This is a genomic window from Micromonospora sp. MH99 (assembly GCF_021442385.1).
Lineage (GTDB): Bacteria > Actinomycetota > Actinomycetes > Mycobacteriales > Micromonosporaceae > Micromonospora.
In genome coordinates this window covers 19,082-34,279 of record NZ_MUZA01000020.1, presented here as the reverse complement: position 1 = coordinate 34,279, position 15,198 = coordinate 19,082, and the positions used below count along the sequence as shown (strand labels likewise).

Sequence of the window (15,198 nt, the reverse complement as noted above, 5' to 3'; positions counted from 1 at the left end):
CGGGGACTGTGACGGATTGCGGCCGGATTTCGTGACGACCACGTGGCGGAACCGATCGGCCGCCCGATTGGAACCGGTAGTCGGGGTGTCGATCAGCCGGCGGACCGACCCGGCACGGGAACGTCCGCGGAACAGCGCGGCCGGCCCCGGCTGTTGCACCCGACGTGCCGGTGCACCGCCGGCCCACACCGATCCACCCCGGGTGGCAGAAGGAGATGCCGTGGACCGCGCCCAGCTCGCCAGCTTCCTGCGCACCAGACGTGCGGCGCTGCAACCCGAGGACGTGGGTCTGCCCCGGGGTCAGCGCCGACGCACCGGTGGCCTGCGGCGCGAGGAGGTCGCCGCGTTGAGCGGTATGTCCACCGACTACTACACCCGACTGGAGCAGCAGCGCGGGCCGCACCCCTCCGAGCAGATGCTGGCCGCCCTCGCCCGCGGTCTGCGGCTGTCGCTCGCCGAACGGGACCACCTGTTCCGACTCGCCGGTCACGCCGTTCCGCACCGCGCCGTCCGGGCCGACCACGTCAACCCCGGGATGATGCGCATCCTCGACCGGATGCACGACACTCCCGCCCAGGTGGTGAACCACCTCGGCGAGACGCTGGCGCAGACCGCGCCGGCCATCGCCCTGCTCGGCGACGAGACCCGGTACACCGGGCTGGCGCGCAGCGCGCACCACCGCTGGTTCACCGACCCGGCGGCGCGACAGCTGCACCCCGGCGAGGACCACGAGACGCAGAGCCGGCTGTTCGTGGCGCACCTGCACGCGTCGTACACCCGCGACGGCCGGGGCTCGCGGGCGGCGACGCTCGTCGACGACCTGCTGGCTCGCAGCCCGGAGTTCGCCCGCCTGTGGCGGGAACACCCGGTGCCCGGCACCCACTGCCCGACGAAGCGTCTCCGGCACCCCGAGGTGGGCCCGCTGGAGCTGCACTGTCAGACGCTTGTGGATCCCGACGGGTCCCAGACGCTGCTGGTCTTCACCGCCGCGCCCGGGTCGGTGAGCGACGAGAAGCTACGCCTGCTGTCCGTCACCGGCGGCCAGCTCGTCTGATCGCGGCCGGCTCGGCAGGAGCACGTGCGGGGCCGCGTAGCGGGACGGACTGACGCCCAGGTGCCGCCGGAAGTGGCGCGTCAGGTGCGCCTGGTCGAAGAACCCGGCCGCGACGGCGACCTCGGCGGGGCGCTGCCCCGCGAGGAGCAGACGGCGTGCCAGTTCGACACGACGACCGGTCAGGTACGAGTGCGGCGGCAGCCCGTGCGTGTGGGTGAACGTCCGGACCAGGTGGGTCGGGTGGGCGTGCAGCAGCTCGGCGGCCTGGCGCAGCGTGAGGCCCTCGACGGTCCGGGCGTCCAGCAGCTCGCGCAGTCGTACGGCGAGGCCGCGCGCGGCCGGCGGGTCGCCGGCCGGGGAGCGCGGGCGCAGCCGCTGGCGCAGCCGGTCCAGGATGAGCGCGAGCCGGCTGTCGGCCTCGAACTCGTCCCCCGGCGCGGCGAGCACCCGGTGCAGGTGGTGGATGCGGTCCCGTAGGCGCGGATCGGCCAGGTCCGGCCGGTCGACCGCCGGACCGACAAGCCCGGCGTCGAGCGCCGTGGTGTCGAGGTACAGGACCCGTTTGCGAAAGCCGTCCGGCGTGGCGGACCGGCCGTCGTGCGGCACGTACGGCGGCAGCAGCGTGACCGACGTGCGCAGCGCGCCGTGGCGGTGCCGGTCCAGGTCGAAGCGGACCGCGCCGTCGTCGACGATCAGCAGCGTCCACACGTCGTGGGTGTGCAGCGGGTACGCGTGATCCGGGAAGTGGGCGTGGAACACCTCGGCGACCCCGGCGACCGCGGGTCGCCACGCGCTGACCTGTGCGCCCGTCGGTCGGGTGACCACGCTAAGAACGTACAAGAACGGCCGGGCGCCGGGCGGGCAGGCTCGACGGCATGACCGAACCGATCCGTTTCCCCACCAAGATCGCCGTGCTGCTCCGCAACGACCTGGCGGGGTGGCAGCGGCTGAACGTCACCGCCTTCCTGGTCAGTGGCGTCGCGAGCGCCGAGCCGGAGTTGCTCGGCGAGGAGTACCGCGACGCGGACGGCACCTCGTACCTGCCGATGTTCCGTCAGCCGGTGCTGGTCTTCGCCGGTGACCGGGCCACCCTCACCGCCGCGCACTCGCGGGCGCTCACCCGCGGGCTGCGCCTGGCGATCTTCACGTCCGAGTTGTTCGCCACCGGCAACGACCGGGACAACCGGGCGGCGGTGCAGGCGGTCGGCCGGGAGAAGCTCGACCTGGTGGGGCTGGCCCTGCACGCGCCGCGCGCCGTGGTCGACAAGGTCCTCAAGGGCGCGGCCATGCATCCGTGAGCGCCCCGTCGCGGCGAAGACATTGATATCAATGGGTACGACTGTAATGATTAACACACTTTACAGTTGTCTTCGCCGCCTGGAAGGACCCCGACATGGCGCGACGATTGGCCGGGCCCGCGCCCCGCCACCCCCGTACCAGGTTCGCCGCCGCGCTCGCCGCGGCCCTGCTCGCCGTGCCGACCGGCCTGTTCGTCGGCGCCTCCCCCGCGACGGCCGCCACCACCGGCGCCATCACGGGTTACGGCGGCAAGTGCGTCGACGTGGCCGCAGCGAACCCGGCCAACGCCACAGCCGTGCAGCTCTACACGTGCAACGGCTCCACCGCCCAGCAGTGGACGGTGGCCGACGACGGCACGATCAGAGCCCTGGGCAAGTGCCTCGACATCGCCGCCGCCAGCACCACCAACGGCGCCCGGGTGCAGATCTACGACTGCAACGGCACCGGCGCGCAGCAGTGGTCGTCCAGCGCCGGACAGGTGGTCAACCCGACCTCGGGCAAGTGCCTCGACGCGACCGGCCCCAGCTCGGCCGACGGCACGCCGTTGCAGATGTGGAGCTGCACCGGCAGCGCCAACCAGCTCTGGACCCTGCCCAGCGGTGGCGCCACTCCCCCGCCGTCGAGCGGCTTCACCCACCCCGGGGTCCTGGTCAGCCGCGGCCAGCTCGACTTCGTCCGGGGGCGGGTGCAGGCGGGCGCGCAGCCGTGGGCGGCGGCGTACAACCAGATGATGAGCAGCCGGTACGCCTCGCTCTCGCGCACCCCGGCGCCCCGCGCCGTCGTCGAGTGCGGCTCCTACTCCAACCCGAACAACGGCTGCACCGACGAGCGCGAGGACGCGATCGCGGCGTACACCGACGCGCTCGCCTGGTACCTCACCGGGGACTCCCGGTACGCGCAGAAGGCGATCCAGATCATGGACGCCTGGTCGGCGACGATCACCTCGCACACCGGCAGCAACGGACCCCTGCAGACCGGCTGGGCGGCCTCGACCTGGCCCCGCGCCGCCGAGATCATCAAGTACACCTACGGGAGCTGGCCCAACGCCAACCGGTTCGCCACCATGCTGCGCAACGTCTACCTGCCGGTCGTCCGCAACGGGTCGAACAGCAACGGCAACTGGGAACTGACGATGATGGAGGCCGCCGTCGGCATCGCCGTCTTCCTGGAGGACCGCACCGCCTACGACGCGGCGGTCACCCGCTTCCTCAACCGCGCCCGCGCCTTCATCTACCTGCCCAGCGACGGCGCGCTGCCGTACACGGTGCCCGGCAGCGGCCTGGACACCAGCTCGGAGATCATCGGCTACTGGCAGGGCCAGTCCACCTTCGTCGCCGGCCTCGCGCAGGAGACCTGCCGGGACTTCGTCCACACCGGGTACGGGATCTCCGCCATCTCGCACGTCGCGGAGACCTCGCGCATCCAGGGCCGCGACCTGTACCCGCAGGTCGGTGAGCGGCTGCGGCAGGCGCTCGGCCTGCACTCGCGCTACCAGCTCGGCGAGGCGGCACCCTCCTGGCTCTGCGGCGGCACCCTCACCCGGGGCCTCGGCCCCGTCACCGAGGTTGGCTTCAACGCGCTGAGCAACCGGCTGGGCAATGTCATGACCAACACGCAGACCCTCACGCTGCAACAGCGACCCGCCGGCACCAACAACCTCTTCGTCGCCTGGGAGACGCTGACCCACGCGAGCAACCCCAACTGACCGCGCCGCGACGGGCCGGCGCCGAACCCTCTCGACGCCGGCCCGCCCCGCACGCTCAGCCCTCGACGCCCAGCGCCACCACCGGGCTGACCCGCGACGCCCGCCGCGCCGGCAGCACGCCGGCCAGCGCGGTCAGCCCGACCAGCGCCGCGAAGAGCCCGACCAGCGACAGCACCGGCAGCGACAGCGGCGCGTTGAGCCCGAGCGCCCGCACCGCCAACCAGGCGTACGGGACGCCGAGCAGCAGACCGAAGCTCGCCCCGATCACCCCGTAGAGACCGGACTCGACGGTCAGCATCGTGCGCAGTCCCGCCCGGGACAGGCCGACGGCGCGCAGCAGCCCGGATTCGCGGACCCGCTCGACGACCGACAGCGCGGTCGTGGAGCCCACGCCGACCACGGCGATCAGCACGGTCAGGCTGACCAGACCGGCAGTGATCCAGACCAGGGCGTTCAGCACCGCGTCGTTGCGGTCCCGCTCGTCGGCGAGCACCCCGATGCCCAGGCCGGCGCCGTTCCCGATCGCCTGCCGCAGCGCCCGCACCCCGGCGGTGCGACCGTCCTCACCCGCCCGCGCCGCGTCGGCCAGCAGACCGGTGTACGCCGTCGGCCCGCCGATCCGGTCCAGGTCGGCACGGTCGACGACGATGCCCGCGTACAGGGGGCCACGGTCGGGCAGGACCGCCGACACCCGTACGTCGACAGTCCGTCCGTCGCGGGCCAGTGTGACGGTGTCGCCGGCCCGCAGCCCGGCGTCGCGGGCGACCCAGTCACCGAGCACGACCCGGCCGGGTCCACGGTCGGCGAGGGTGCCCTGCGCCACGTCCAGGGCCGCAGTGGTCGGCAGCGCCGACAGGTCGAGGTCGGTCGTCGAGTACCCGGACTCGCCGTCGCCGAGCCGATCGGCGCCCCGCATCAGCGCGACGTCGTGGACCATCCGGTACGGCACCACCCGGGTCAGCGCGCCGCTCGCCGCCCGCGCCCTCGTCACCACGGCGACCGGCAGGGTCGTACCGTCACCGGAGGACACCTCGAAGTCGGCCGGCGCGGACAGCGCCATGTCCCGATCGGCGACGACCCGCATCGACGCGCCGCCGATGACCACCCCGGAGATCAGGGTCACGCCGAGCGCGACCACGACGGAGACGGCGGCGGCCCGCCGGGGCGTGCCACCGATCCCGCCGACCGCCAGCCGCCCCAGCGGCCCGACCTGGCGCAGCGGCCAACCCGCCACGGCCAGCACCGGGCGCACCAGCAGCGGCCCGAGGGCAACCAGGGCGAAGAACGCCAGCGCTCCCGAGATGACCAGCAGCAACAGCGGCGCGCTCGGGTCGTAGGACTCCTGGCCCGGCGTCGGCAACCGCCGCACCGCGACGACGCCGGCCAGCAGCGCGCCGAGGACCAGCAGCCCGCCGGACACCAGACGCGGCGCTGAAATGCCGCGCCGCCCGGCGGTCACGCTCGCCGCCCGCAACGCCTCCAGGGGCGAGACCCGGGCGGCGGAGAACGCCGGCGCCAGGACCGCCACCACGGTGAGGACCACCGCGCCGAGCACCACGGCGACCGCCGCCCCCAGCGACAGGCCGGGCGACGAGACCGCCATGCCCGAGGCGCGCAGGACCACGGGGAGGACCTGCCCGGCGGCGAGGGCGCCGGCGACCCCCACGACACCCGCGACCAGCCCGGTCAGGGCACCCTCGGCGGTCAGCGCGACCACCAGCCCGCTGCGCCCCGCGCCCACCGCCCGCAGCAGCGCGAGATGCTGCATCCGCTGGGCGAAGACGATGCGGAACGTCGAGGTGACCACCAGCGCCGCGGCGACCACCGCGACCGCGACGAACATTCCGACAAGCGCGAACAGTCTCCCCACCTGCTCGGCCGCCGCGTCGGCCTCGGCGTCGCGCACTTCGGCGCCGGAGCGGATCGGCTGATCGGCCGGGACCACCGCGGCCACCCGGTCGCGAACCGCCTGCGCCGCGCCGGCGGCGCTCCGCACGTCGATCCGCTCGACAGCACCGACGTGACCCCACGCGGCCACCACGTCGTCCGGGGCGTACGCGTCGAAGCCACCGTCGTCGGGGGTGTCGACCACGCCGGTGACGGTGAGCGGCGCCCCGGTGGTGACGTCGCCGCCCGTGCCGGTGGTCACGGTCCCGACCGCCAACCCCAGCCGCTCGACCGTACGGCGGGTCACCGCGATCTCGCCGGGCCGGTCCGGGTAGCTGCCCTGGACCAGGCGGACCGTGGCCAGCGGGCCGACGCCCGGGTCGGTGCGCAGGTTGAGGTAGCCCTCGGCGAGGGAGACACCGAGCGTCGTCCGGCCCACCGCCTCGGTGACACCCGGCAGGGCCCGGACGGCACGCAGCGTCGCCACGGTGGGCGGCGGCTGCTGCGGGTCGCCGATGACCAGGTCGGTGGCGGCCGGCGTGCCGCTGAGGTTGTCCCGCGCGGTCCGTTCGGTGATCTCCTGCGCCAGCACGGTGCCGAAGACGACGAACGACGCGACCAGGATCGCCAGGCCGGTCAGGATCAGTCGGCCCGGGCGTCGGGCCGCGGCGCTCACCTGGGTACGCAGCACCGTGGCTCTCACGCGGGAACCGCCAGCTCACGCAGCGCGTCGGTGACCGAGCCCTGGTCCGGCTCGTCGATCTCGCCGGCGACCCGGCCGTCGGCGAGCAGCACCACCCGGTCGGCGTACGCGGCCGCGATCGGATCGTGGGTGACCATGACTACCGTCTGACCCAGGTCGCGTACCGAGTCGCGCAGGATGGTCAGGACCTCCGCCCCGGAGCGGGAGTCGAGGTTGCCGGTCGGCTCGTCGGCGAAGACGACCTCGGGCCGCGACACCAGGGCCCGGGCCAGCGCCACCCGCTGCTGCTGGCCGCCGGAGAGTTCGCTGGGCCGGTGCCCGAGCCGCTGCCCGAGGCCCAGCACGTCGACGAGGCGCGCGAGCAGGTCACGGTCGGGTTCGCGGCCGGCGAGGTCCAGCGGCAGGGTGATGTTCTGCGCGGCGGTGAGCTGCGGCAGCAGATTGAACGACTGGAAGACGAAGCCGATCCGGTCGCGGCGCGCACGGGTCAGCGTGCGGTCGGACTGACCGGTCAGCTCCGTACCGCCGAGCAGGACCCGGCCGGAGGTGGCCGTGTCCAGGCCGGCGAGGCAGTGCATCAGCGTCGACTTGCCCGACCCGGACGAGCCCATGATCGCGGTGAACTCGGCCCGGCCGAAGCCGACCGAGACGCCGTCCAGGGCGCGGACCGCGGTGTCGCCGCTGCCGTACACCTTGACCAGGTCGACCGCGGCGACGGCGGCCTGCCCGGTCGGCGGCGGGGCGTGGGTTGTCATGGGTTCCTCCAGTGGCTGCGATGTGACACGGGAAGACTCGCCCGCGCCGGGCGGGAGCCGCATCGGCCCGCGGTCGGGGAACGCCCGCGCCGGGTCTGTCTTTCGGCCGATCTGCCCGCGCCGGCCGTCTGGCTACGCTGGGTCACGATGAACGCGCCGGGATTCTCGACATGGTGGGTACGCCTGGGTCAGCTCGCCGGTCTGGCGGCGCTGGCCCTGCTCGGTGCCTTCGACCTGCGGTACGGCCTCTACACCGGGGCGAGCGCCGCCGACGCCCTGCGCGCCCTCCTGCAGGTGGGGTTGGCGTTGATGACCGCTGTGGTCTGGCTGCCCGTGCACCGGCAGGGGTCCCGATCCCTGCCGCTCGCGGCGCTCGCGCTCGGCACCGTCTCACTCGCTGTCACCTTCGGCTTCCTGGTGCTCCGCACGAGCGGCAGTTATCTGCTGGGCGGCAGCTGGGGGCTGGCCGAGTCCGCCGGGATGATCGCGGTGGTGTTCGTGGTGACCCGGTGGGCCGCCGCGCGGCTCGCTCCGTGGGCGGCGGTGCTCGCCGCGCTCGCTGCCGCCGCGCTGCCGCTGCGCGCCGGCGCCGACTACGTGTACGTGATCTTCGGGCTGCTCCAGGCGCTCGCCGCGGTCGGCGCCGCCGCCGTCGGGATCTACCTGCGCGTCGTCGCCGCCGGGCGGGAGCGGGCCATCGCGCTGGTACGGGCCGAGCAGCGCGCCGAGTTCGCCCGTGACCTGCACGACTTCATCGCCCACCACGTGACCGGCATCGTGGTCCAGGCGCAGGGTGCCCGGTTCGTCGCCGAGCAGGACCCGCAACGGGTGATCGTCGCCCTGGAGCAGATCGAGCGGGCCGGCGCCGAGACGATGGCCTCGATGCGACGGATGGTCGGCGTCCTGCGCAATCCGGACGCCCCGCCGGACGCGCCGCTGGCCCCGCTGGCCGGCGTGGCCGATCTCGCACCCCTGGTGGAGGGCCACAACGACACCACCAACGCGCCGGCCCGGCTGTACGTCGACGGCCCGCTCGACGAGCTGCCGGTGGAGGTGTCGACCTCGGCGTACCGGGTGGTGATGGAGGGGCTCACCAACGCCCGCCAGCACGCCCCGGACGCCCGGTCGGTGGCCGTGTCCGTACGTCGTACGCCGGACTGGCTCCTGGTCCGGGTCGCCGACGACGGCGCCACCCCGCGTACCGCTCCCGCCCGGGGGCACGGCTTCGGCCTGCTGGGCCTCACCGAGCGGGTACGCGCCCTCGGCGGCACGATCACCGCCGGGCCGGGGATCTCCGGCGGCTGGGTGCTCGACGCCGCGTTCCCGCTGCGGTCGGCGGTGACCCGATGATTCGGGTGCTGATCGCGGATGACCAGGCGATGGTCCGGACCGGCTTCAGCATGATCATTTCAGCGCAGCCGGACATGGCGGTGGTCGGTGAGGCCGCCGACGGGGTCGCCGCCGTCGAGATGGTCCGACGGCTACGCCCGGACGTGGTGCTGCTGGACATCCGGATGCCCCGCCTGGACGGCCTGGAGGCGTTGCGGCTGCTCGCTGGGCCGGGCGTCGCCGACCCGGCGCGGGTGGTCGTGGTGACGACCTTCGACCTCGACGAGTACGTGCACACCGCGCTGTCCAACGGCGCCTGCGGGTTTCTCCTGAAGGACTCCGGCCCGGCGCTGCTCGTCGAGGCGGTCCGCGCTGCCGTCTCGGGCGACGCGCTGATCAGCCCGTCCATCACCGTACGACTGCTGGAGCACCTCAGCCCGCCCACCGCGCCGCGCGACGACGTCGGCCTGTCCCCGCGCGAACTCGACGTCGTGAAGCTCGTCGCCCGGGGCCTGACCAACGCGGAGATCGCCGGCCGGCTCTTCATCGCCGTCGGCACCGTCAAGACCCACCTCGCCAGCGTGCAGACCAAGCTCCCGGCCCGCAACCGCGTCGAGATCGCCGCCTGGGCCTGGGAACGCCGCCTCGTCGGCTAGGCCTGTTTCACAAGAACTGGCCGGCCTGCGGCGAACGGCGGTGTCCGCGTGGTGGCAGACAAGTAACGCTCGCGTCCGGGGTCTGGCGTCCACGGCGACATCTTGCGACGCTAGCGATCGTGTATGACTACGACCTGTTGGTGCTGGGCTCCGGACCCAGCGGTCAGAAGGCCGCGATCGCCGCCGCCAAGCTCGGCAGGCGGGTCGGCATCGTGGACCGCCGCGACATGATCGGCGGGGTGTGCATCAACACCGGCACCGTCCCGTCCAAGACGCTGCGCGAGGCAGTGCTCTATCTGACCGGTCTGAGCCAGCGCGACCTGTACGGCAGCAGCTACCGGGTCAAGGAGGAGATCACGGTCAGCGACCTGGCCGCCCGCACCCAGCACGTGATCACCCGACAGACCGACGTCATCCGCAACCAGCTCGCCCGCAACCGGGTCGCGATGATCACCGGGACCGGGCGCTTCGCGGACGCGCACTCCATCTGGGTCGACGCCGGCTCCGGGCGCGAGTCGAAGGTGACGTTCGACAAGGCCATCATCGCGGCCGGCACCCGCCCGGCCCGCCCGGACAGCGTCGACTTCGACGACCGGACCATCGTGGACTCCGACGGCGTCATCAACCTCCAGGCCGTCCCCCGCAGCATGGTCGTGGTCGGCGCCGGTGTGATCGGCATGGAGTACGCGTCGATGTTCGCCGCCCTCGGCACCAAGGTGACAGTCGTGGAGCGCCGCGAGCGGATGCTGGAATTCTGCGACGAGGAGATCGTCGAGTCGCTGAAGTACCACCTGCGCGACCTGTCGGTGGCGTTCCGCTTCGGCGAGGAGGTCGCCGCGGTGGAGAAGCACCAGACGGCGGCGCTGTGCATTCTCAAGAGCGGCAAGAAGATCGTCGCCGACACCGTCATGTACTCGGCCGGCCGCCAGGGCCAGACCGACGACCTGGCGTTGGAGGCGGCCGGGTTGCAGGCCGACCGGCGCGGCCGGATCGCTGTCGACGCCAACTACCGCACCCCGGTCGACAACATCTACGCCGTCGGCGACGTGATCGGCTTCCCGGCGCTGGCGTCCACCTCGATGGAGCAGGGCCGGCTGGCCGCGCAGCACGCCTGCGGCGAGCCGATCCGGGAGATGCACGGCCTGCAACCCATCGGCATCTACACCATCCCGGAGATCAGTTTCGTCGGGCAGACCGAGGCCGAGCTGACCGACGCGTCGACGCCCTTCGAGGTGGGCGTCGCGCGCTACCGCGAGCTGGCGCGCGGCCAGATCGTGGGCGACTCGTACGGGATGCTGAAGCTGCTCGTCTCCCCCGAGGACGGCCGGCTGCTCGGGGTGCACGTGTTCGGCACCGCGGCGACCGAGATCGTCCACATCGGTCAGGCGGTCATCGGCTGCGGCGGCACGATCGACTACCTGGTCGACGCCGTGTTCAACTACCCGACCCTGGCCGAGGCGTACAAGGTAGCCGCGTTGGACGCGTCCAACAAGATCCGCAACATCACCCGCATCGACGGTTAGCCCGGGACGCCGACGTCCACCAGCTCCGTGAGGTGGGCGCGGTAGTTCGGGCAGGTCGAGATGTCCTCGTGCGTGCAGTTCAACCCGGCCTCCAGCAGATCGAGCGCCGACCGCAGCGCCGTCATCCTGGCGTGCAGCGCGCTGTGGTTGCGGCGCAGCACGTCCTTGCGGGCGGCCGGGTCGTGCGCGGCGAGGAACGCCCGGATGTCGGGCAGCGACAGGCCGGCCTGCTTCGCGCGCAGGATCGAGGCCACCCGGTACAGGTCGTCACGGGTGTAGCGGCGGCGGCCGGTGACGCGGGCGGGCGAGAGCAGGCCCACCGATTCCCAGTGCCGCAGGACATGCGCTGGGAGGCCGAAGTGGTCGGCCGCCTCGCCGATCGTCATCGGGCTTGACTTCATGTCGACATTAAGTCCGACCATGGCCGGCATGTCCAGTCTTCTAGCTGTCCTCGATGCCATCGAGAGCGAGCCCGCGGCCGTCGCACTACGCGGCCGTTCCTACGAGCTGCTCGGCGACCTCAGCGGCCGGACCGTCGTCGACGCCGGCTGCGGCAGTGGCCGTGCCGTCGCCGAGCTGGCCCAACACGGGGCTCACGCCGTCGGCGTCGACCTCGACCCCGACATGATCGCCGTGGCCCGCCGGCGCTGGCCCGCCGGCGAGTTCCACGTCGGCGACGCCGCCGAGCTGCCGCTGGAGACCGGCTCGGCCACCTGCTATCGGGCGGACAAGGTGCTGCACCTGCTCGACGACCCGGCGCGAGCCGTCGACGAGGCCCGTCGGGTACTCGCGCCGGGCGGGCGGGCCGTGCTCATCGGCCAGGACTGGGACCTGATCGCCATCGACTCGGATCAGTCGGAGACGACCCGCCGTCTCGTGCACGCCAAGGCCGACTCGCTCCCGTCGCCGCGCGTTGCCCGTCGGTATCGCAACCTGCTGCTCGACGCCGGGTTCACCGACCCGGTGGTCGAGGTGCACACGGCCATGTTCACCGATGACAGGGCCATCGCCGTGCTGCGACGGATCACCGACGACGAGAGCTGGCTCGCCGAGCAGGCCGAGCGCGCGCGCAGGAACCGGATCTTCGTCGCCGTGCCGATATTCCTCGTCGCCGCCCGGAGATAGCCCCCGGCCGGGACGTGCCGGCCGGTGCGGAGGGTCCGGGCCGACCTCCGCACCGGCCGGGGTTCCGTCAGCCCGCCGCGCAGGTCGGGCTGAGGCTGCCGGCGGTGCCGTTGCCCTGGAACCCGAACTCGGTGGACTGTCCCGCGCCGACCTGACCGTTGTACGACACGTTCTTCCAGGTCGTCGTGCCGGTGCTACCGGTGTTGGTGGCGCTCCAGGCGTTGGTGACAGTCGCGCCGGACGGCAACGCGATCGTCACGGTCCACCCGTTGAGAGCCGACGAGCCGGCCGTCACCCGCACGTTCGCCACGAAGCCGCCGGTCCACTGGTTCACCGTCACCGTCGCGGTGCAGCCACCCTGTCCCGGAGGCGGGGTCGTGGGCGGCGGGTCGCTCGGCGGGGGCGTGGTGGGCGGCGGGTCGCTGGGCGGCGGGGTGGTCGGCGGAGGCGTGGTGGGCGGCGGGGTGCCGTTGTTCAGCGCCGCGAGGACCGCGTCGTACGCGGCCTTCTTCGAGCCGTCGTTGTTGAACAGCAGCGGGGTCTGCGACGACCGCCACGAGTCGCTGTCGCGGATGCCCCACACCGTGATCCCGTTGCAGCGGGCCACCGCGAGGCAGTCCTCCGTCACGCTGCGGTAGGTGTTCGCCGGAGCGCCCTGGATGTCCAGCTCGGTGATCTGGACGTCCACGCCCAGCGCCGCGAAGCTCGACAGCGTGGTGCGGTAGTTGCTGACGTACGGCGAGTCGCTGTTGAAGTGCGACTGGAAGCCCACGCAGTCGATGGGCACACCGCGGGACTTGAAGTCCCGCACCATGTTGTAGACGCCCTGGGTCTTGGCCCAGGTCCAGTTGTCGATGTTGTAGTCGTTGTAGCAGAGCTTCGCGCCCGGGTCCGCCGCCCGCGCGGCACGGAACGCGGCCTCGATCCAGTCGTCGCCCGTGCGCTGGAGGTTCGAGTCGCGGCGTCCTCCGGAGTTGCCGTCGGCGAACGCCTCGTTCACCACGTCCCAGGAATAGATCTGCCCCCGGAAGTGCGTCGCCACCTGGGTGATGTGGTTGAGCATCGCCTGTCGCAGGGCGCTGCCGCTCATGCCCTGCATCCAGCTGGGCTGCTGGCCGTGCCACGCCAGGGTGTGACCGCGTACCTGCATCCCGTGACTGCGGGCGTGGTTGACGATCTGCTCGGCCGAGCCGTAGCTGAACCGGCCCTGCTGCGGCTCGGTGGCGTCGATCTTCATCTCGTTCTCGGCCGTCACCATGGTGAACTCACGGTTCAGGATCGTGGTGTACGCGCTGTCCGAGAGCTTGTACGCGGCCACCGCCGTACCGAAGTAGCGGCCCTTCTCCGCAGCGGACGCGCCCAGGGTGGTTCCGGCGGACGCGGGCGTCACCAGGACCATTGCCATGCCGGCGGCGAGAGCGCCCGCGCCGGTCAGCGCGAGCACGGCTCTCGAGGCCGCCTTCCATCTCGTTCTGCTCATCGTGTGACTCCGTTTGTCGATGGTGGTGGGTGGTCAGGAGACCGCGCAGGTGGCCCCGTTGAGCGCGAACAACGACGGTTTGCCGGTGCCGCCGGTGTGGGTGGCCTGGAACCCGATCTCGACCGACGCGTTCGGGGCGATGGTGCCGTTGTAGGAGACGTTGCGGGCGGTGACCGCTCCGCTCGTCGGGGAGTAGGTGGCGTTCCAGCCGTTGGTGATGGCCTGGCCGCTGGGCAGCGTGAAGGTCAGCGCCCACCCGTTGACGGCCGCGGTCCCGGTGTTGGTGATGATCACGCTCGCGGTGAGACCCGAGTTCCAGGCGTTGACCGTGTATCCGACGCGGCACGCACCCGCACCCGGCGGCGGCGTGGTCGGCGGCGGAGTCGTCGGGGGCGGCGTGGTCGGCGGCGGCGTCGTCGGAGGCGGCGTCGTGGGCGGAGGCGTCGTCGGCGGAGGCGTGGTCGGCGGCGGCGTGGTCGGGGGCGGCGTCGTCGGGGGCGTCGTGCCGTCCAGCCCGAAGAAGCGGATCACCTGGGCCGCGTCGACGGGGATGTTGTGCGTGACGCCCTGCATGCTGATCGCCTCGACCGGCGCCATCGGGCCGCTGCTGCCGTACCGGGTGCGGGTGTACCCGGACTGCGGGGAGTCGGTGTACGTCGGGGTCTGGCTGAGGCCGTGCACGTTCGTCCACTGCTTGACCTGCTCGCCGAAGTTCGGGTAGCGCAGGGTCTCGTCGCTGGTGCCGTGCCAGATCTGCATCCGCGGTCGCCGGCTGGTGTAGCCGGGGTACGCGCCGCGGACCAGGTCACCCCACTGCTGGGCGGTCTTGATGGACTGCCCGTTCGCGCACTCGCTGTTCCACTCCGAGGTGCCCCCGGTGGCGAAGCAGGCGAACGGCACCCCGGCGAAGGACGCGCCCGCCGCGAACACGTCCGGGTAGTCGCCGAGCATGACGTTGGTCATCATCGCGCCCGACGAGGTGCCGGTGGCGAAGACACGGTCCGGGTCGGCGGAGTACCGCTGCTTGACGTAGTCGATCATCGAGATGAGCCCGACCGGGTCGCTGCCGCCACCTCGGCGCAGCGCCTGCGGCGAGGCCACGTCCCAGCACTTGCTGCTGCGGGTCGCGGACGGGTAGATGACGATGAAGCCGTACCGGTCGGCGAGGGACGCGTACTGCGTGCCGGAGTAGAAGGCGGGGCCCGTCCCGGTGCAGTAGTGCAGGGCGAGCAGGATTCCCGGCCGGGATGCGACCCGGTCCGGGACGTACAGGTGCATCTGGAGGTTTGTGGGGTTGTTGCCGAAGCCGGTCACCTGGGTGAGCGTCGCGGCCGACGCGGGGCTGGCGAACGTCAGCGCCGCGGCGGCGACTGTCGCGACCGCCGTGAGGACGCCGAGCAGCCTTGTCTTCAGTGTCATGGTTCGCGATTCCTCGGGAGAATGGCGCATGGAAGGGGGGTGAGTCGAGGACTGCCCTTCGCCCGACCGTGACCGCGGCTCGCGTGACCAACGTCAGCTTCAATCGAGCGCACTCGATTGTCAAGGTTCCCGGAAACCTTTCGGTGCAAGGGATTGGGCCGTCACCTGCACGCACTCCCCGCTCAGCAACACCATTCACCACCGGCAGCCGGCGGGATATTATCGGCACGTTCCCGATAGGCAGACCGCCCTCGCACGCACCC

General features: G+C 72.4%; 13 protein-coding genes. 7 read left to right on the top strand and 6 right to left on the bottom strand.

All coding sequences use genetic code 11. The features are described 5' to 3' along the window. Positions 1-220 precede the first annotated feature (220 nt). Positions 221-1,054, top strand: a complete 834-nt coding sequence (locus tag B0E54_RS13410) for a helix-turn-helix transcriptional regulator (RefSeq protein WP_234583735.1) — start codon at positions 221-223, stop codon at positions 1,052-1,054. On the opposite strand, the gene B0E54_RS13405 is transcribed toward B0E54_RS13410, so the two are convergent. Then, positions 1,016-1,879, bottom strand: a complete 864-nt coding sequence (locus tag B0E54_RS13405; protein WP_234583734.1) for an AraC family transcriptional regulator — start codon at positions 1,877-1,879, stop codon at positions 1,016-1,018. The two genes, B0E54_RS13410 and B0E54_RS13405, sit on opposite strands and share 39 nt — an antisense overlap. A gap of 50 nt (positions 1,880-1,929) precedes the next feature. Here B0E54_RS13405 and B0E54_RS13400 point away from each other — a divergent pair, with 50 nt between their 5' ends. After that, on the top strand, positions 1,930-2,352 hold the full coding sequence (locus B0E54_RS13400) for a DUF2000 domain-containing protein (protein ID WP_234583732.1): 423 nt from the start codon (positions 1,930-1,932) through the stop codon (positions 2,350-2,352). A 95-nt stretch (positions 2,353-2,447) separates the two neighbouring features. Then, the gene (locus B0E54_RS13395; protein WP_234583731.1) at positions 2,448-4,058 is read left to right on the top strand and encodes a ricin-type beta-trefoil lectin domain protein; all 1,611 of its coding nucleotides are present in this window, start codon (positions 2,448-2,450) and stop codon (positions 4,056-4,058) included. A 55-nt stretch (positions 4,059-4,113) separates the two neighbouring features. Here B0E54_RS13395 and B0E54_RS13390 read toward each other — a convergent pair whose 3' ends face one another. Continuing rightward, the gene (locus B0E54_RS13390) at positions 4,114-6,648 is read right to left on the bottom strand and encodes an FtsX-like permease family protein (RefSeq protein ID WP_234583729.1); all 2,535 of its coding nucleotides are present in this window, start codon (positions 6,646-6,648) and stop codon (positions 4,114-4,116) included. Next, positions 6,645-7,403: an ABC transporter ATP-binding protein gene (locus B0E54_RS13385; RefSeq protein ID WP_234583728.1), complete on the bottom strand. Its 759-nt coding sequence runs from the start codon at positions 7,401-7,403 to the stop codon at positions 6,645-6,647. The genes B0E54_RS13390 and B0E54_RS13385 overlap by 4 nt, the downstream gene beginning before the upstream one ends. A 147-nt stretch (positions 7,404-7,550) precedes the next feature. On the opposite strand from B0E54_RS13385, the gene B0E54_RS13380 reads away from it, so the two are divergent. The 3 genes from B0E54_RS13380 to sthA all read left to right on the top strand — a co-directional run bounded on the left by B0E54_RS13380 (position 7,551) and on the right by sthA (position 10,911). After that, complete coding sequence (locus tag B0E54_RS13380) at positions 7,551-8,753, top strand: sensor histidine kinase (protein WP_234583727.1); 1,203 nt, start codon at positions 7,551-7,553, stop codon at positions 8,751-8,753. Beyond that, on the top strand, positions 8,750-9,388 hold the full coding sequence (locus B0E54_RS13375; protein ID WP_234583725.1) for a response regulator transcription factor: 639 nt from the start codon (positions 8,750-8,752) through the stop codon (positions 9,386-9,388). Before B0E54_RS13380 ends, B0E54_RS13375 begins: the two co-directional genes overlap by 4 nt. Before the next feature lie 119 nt (positions 9,389-9,507). Continuing rightward, a complete protein-coding gene (sthA, locus tag B0E54_RS13370; RefSeq protein WP_234583724.1) occupies positions 9,508-10,911 on the top strand; it encodes a Si-specific NAD(P)(+) transhydrogenase in 1,404 nt (467 codons plus the stop codon). Here sthA and B0E54_RS13365 read toward each other — a convergent pair. After that, positions 10,908-11,312 (bottom strand): MerR family transcriptional regulator, encoded by a 405-nt coding sequence (locus B0E54_RS13365; protein ID WP_234583722.1) that lies wholly within the window; start codon positions 11,310-11,312, stop codon positions 10,908-10,910. The genes sthA and B0E54_RS13365 overlap by 4 nt on opposite strands. A gap of 28 nt (positions 11,313-11,340) precedes the next feature. On the opposite strand from B0E54_RS13365, the gene B0E54_RS13360 reads away from it, so the two are divergent. Then, positions 11,341-12,036, top strand: a complete 696-nt coding sequence (locus B0E54_RS13360; RefSeq protein WP_234583720.1) for a methyltransferase domain-containing protein — start codon at positions 11,341-11,343, stop codon at positions 12,034-12,036. Between the two features lie 67 nt (positions 12,037-12,103). Here the strand turns inward: B0E54_RS13360 and B0E54_RS13355 are convergent, their stop codons facing one another. Further along, positions 12,104-13,516 (bottom strand): endo-1,4-beta-xylanase, encoded by a 1,413-nt coding sequence (locus B0E54_RS13355; protein ID WP_234583719.1) that lies wholly within the window; start codon positions 13,514-13,516, stop codon positions 12,104-12,106. Positions 13,517-13,549: 33 nt separating this feature from the next. Then, entirely contained in the window at positions 13,550-14,935 is a 1,386-nt protein-coding gene (locus B0E54_RS13350; RefSeq protein ID WP_234583717.1) for a PHB depolymerase family esterase, read from the bottom strand. Between the last annotated feature and the right edge of the window lie 263 nt (positions 14,936-15,198).

Bases quoted from the DNA above. Each gene is read 5' to 3' on its own strand.
- B0E54_RS13385 (WP_234583728.1), bottom strand. From the start codon at position 7,403: ATGACAACCCACGCCCCGCCGCCGACCGGGCAGGCCGCCGTCGCCGCG.
- B0E54_RS13380 (WP_234583727.1), top strand. From the start codon at position 7,551: ATGAACGCGCCGGGATTCTCGACATGGTGGGTACGCCTGGGTCAGCTC.
- B0E54_RS13375 (WP_234583725.1), top strand. From the start codon at position 8,750: ATGATTCGGGTGCTGATCGCGGATGACCAGGCGATGGTCCGGACCGGC.
- B0E54_RS13395 (WP_234583731.1), top strand. From the start codon at position 2,448: ATGGCGCGACGATTGGCCGGGCCCGCGCCCCGCCACCCCCGTACCAGG.
- B0E54_RS13350 (WP_234583717.1), bottom strand. From the start codon at position 14,935: ATGACACTGAAGACAAGGCTGCTCGGCGTCCTCACGGCGGTCGCGACA.
- B0E54_RS13360 (WP_234583720.1), top strand. From the start codon at position 11,341: ATGTCCAGTCTTCTAGCTGTCCTCGATGCCATCGAGAGCGAGCCCGCG.
- B0E54_RS13355 (WP_234583719.1), bottom strand. From the start codon at position 13,516: ATGAGCAGAACGAGATGGAAGGCGGCCTCGAGAGCCGTGCTCGCGCTG.
- B0E54_RS13400 (WP_234583732.1), top strand. From the start codon at position 1,930: ATGACCGAACCGATCCGTTTCCCCACCAAGATCGCCGTGCTGCTCCGC.
- B0E54_RS13365 (WP_234583722.1), bottom strand. From the start codon at position 11,312: ATGAAGTCAAGCCCGATGACGATCGGCGAGGCGGCCGACCACTTCGGC.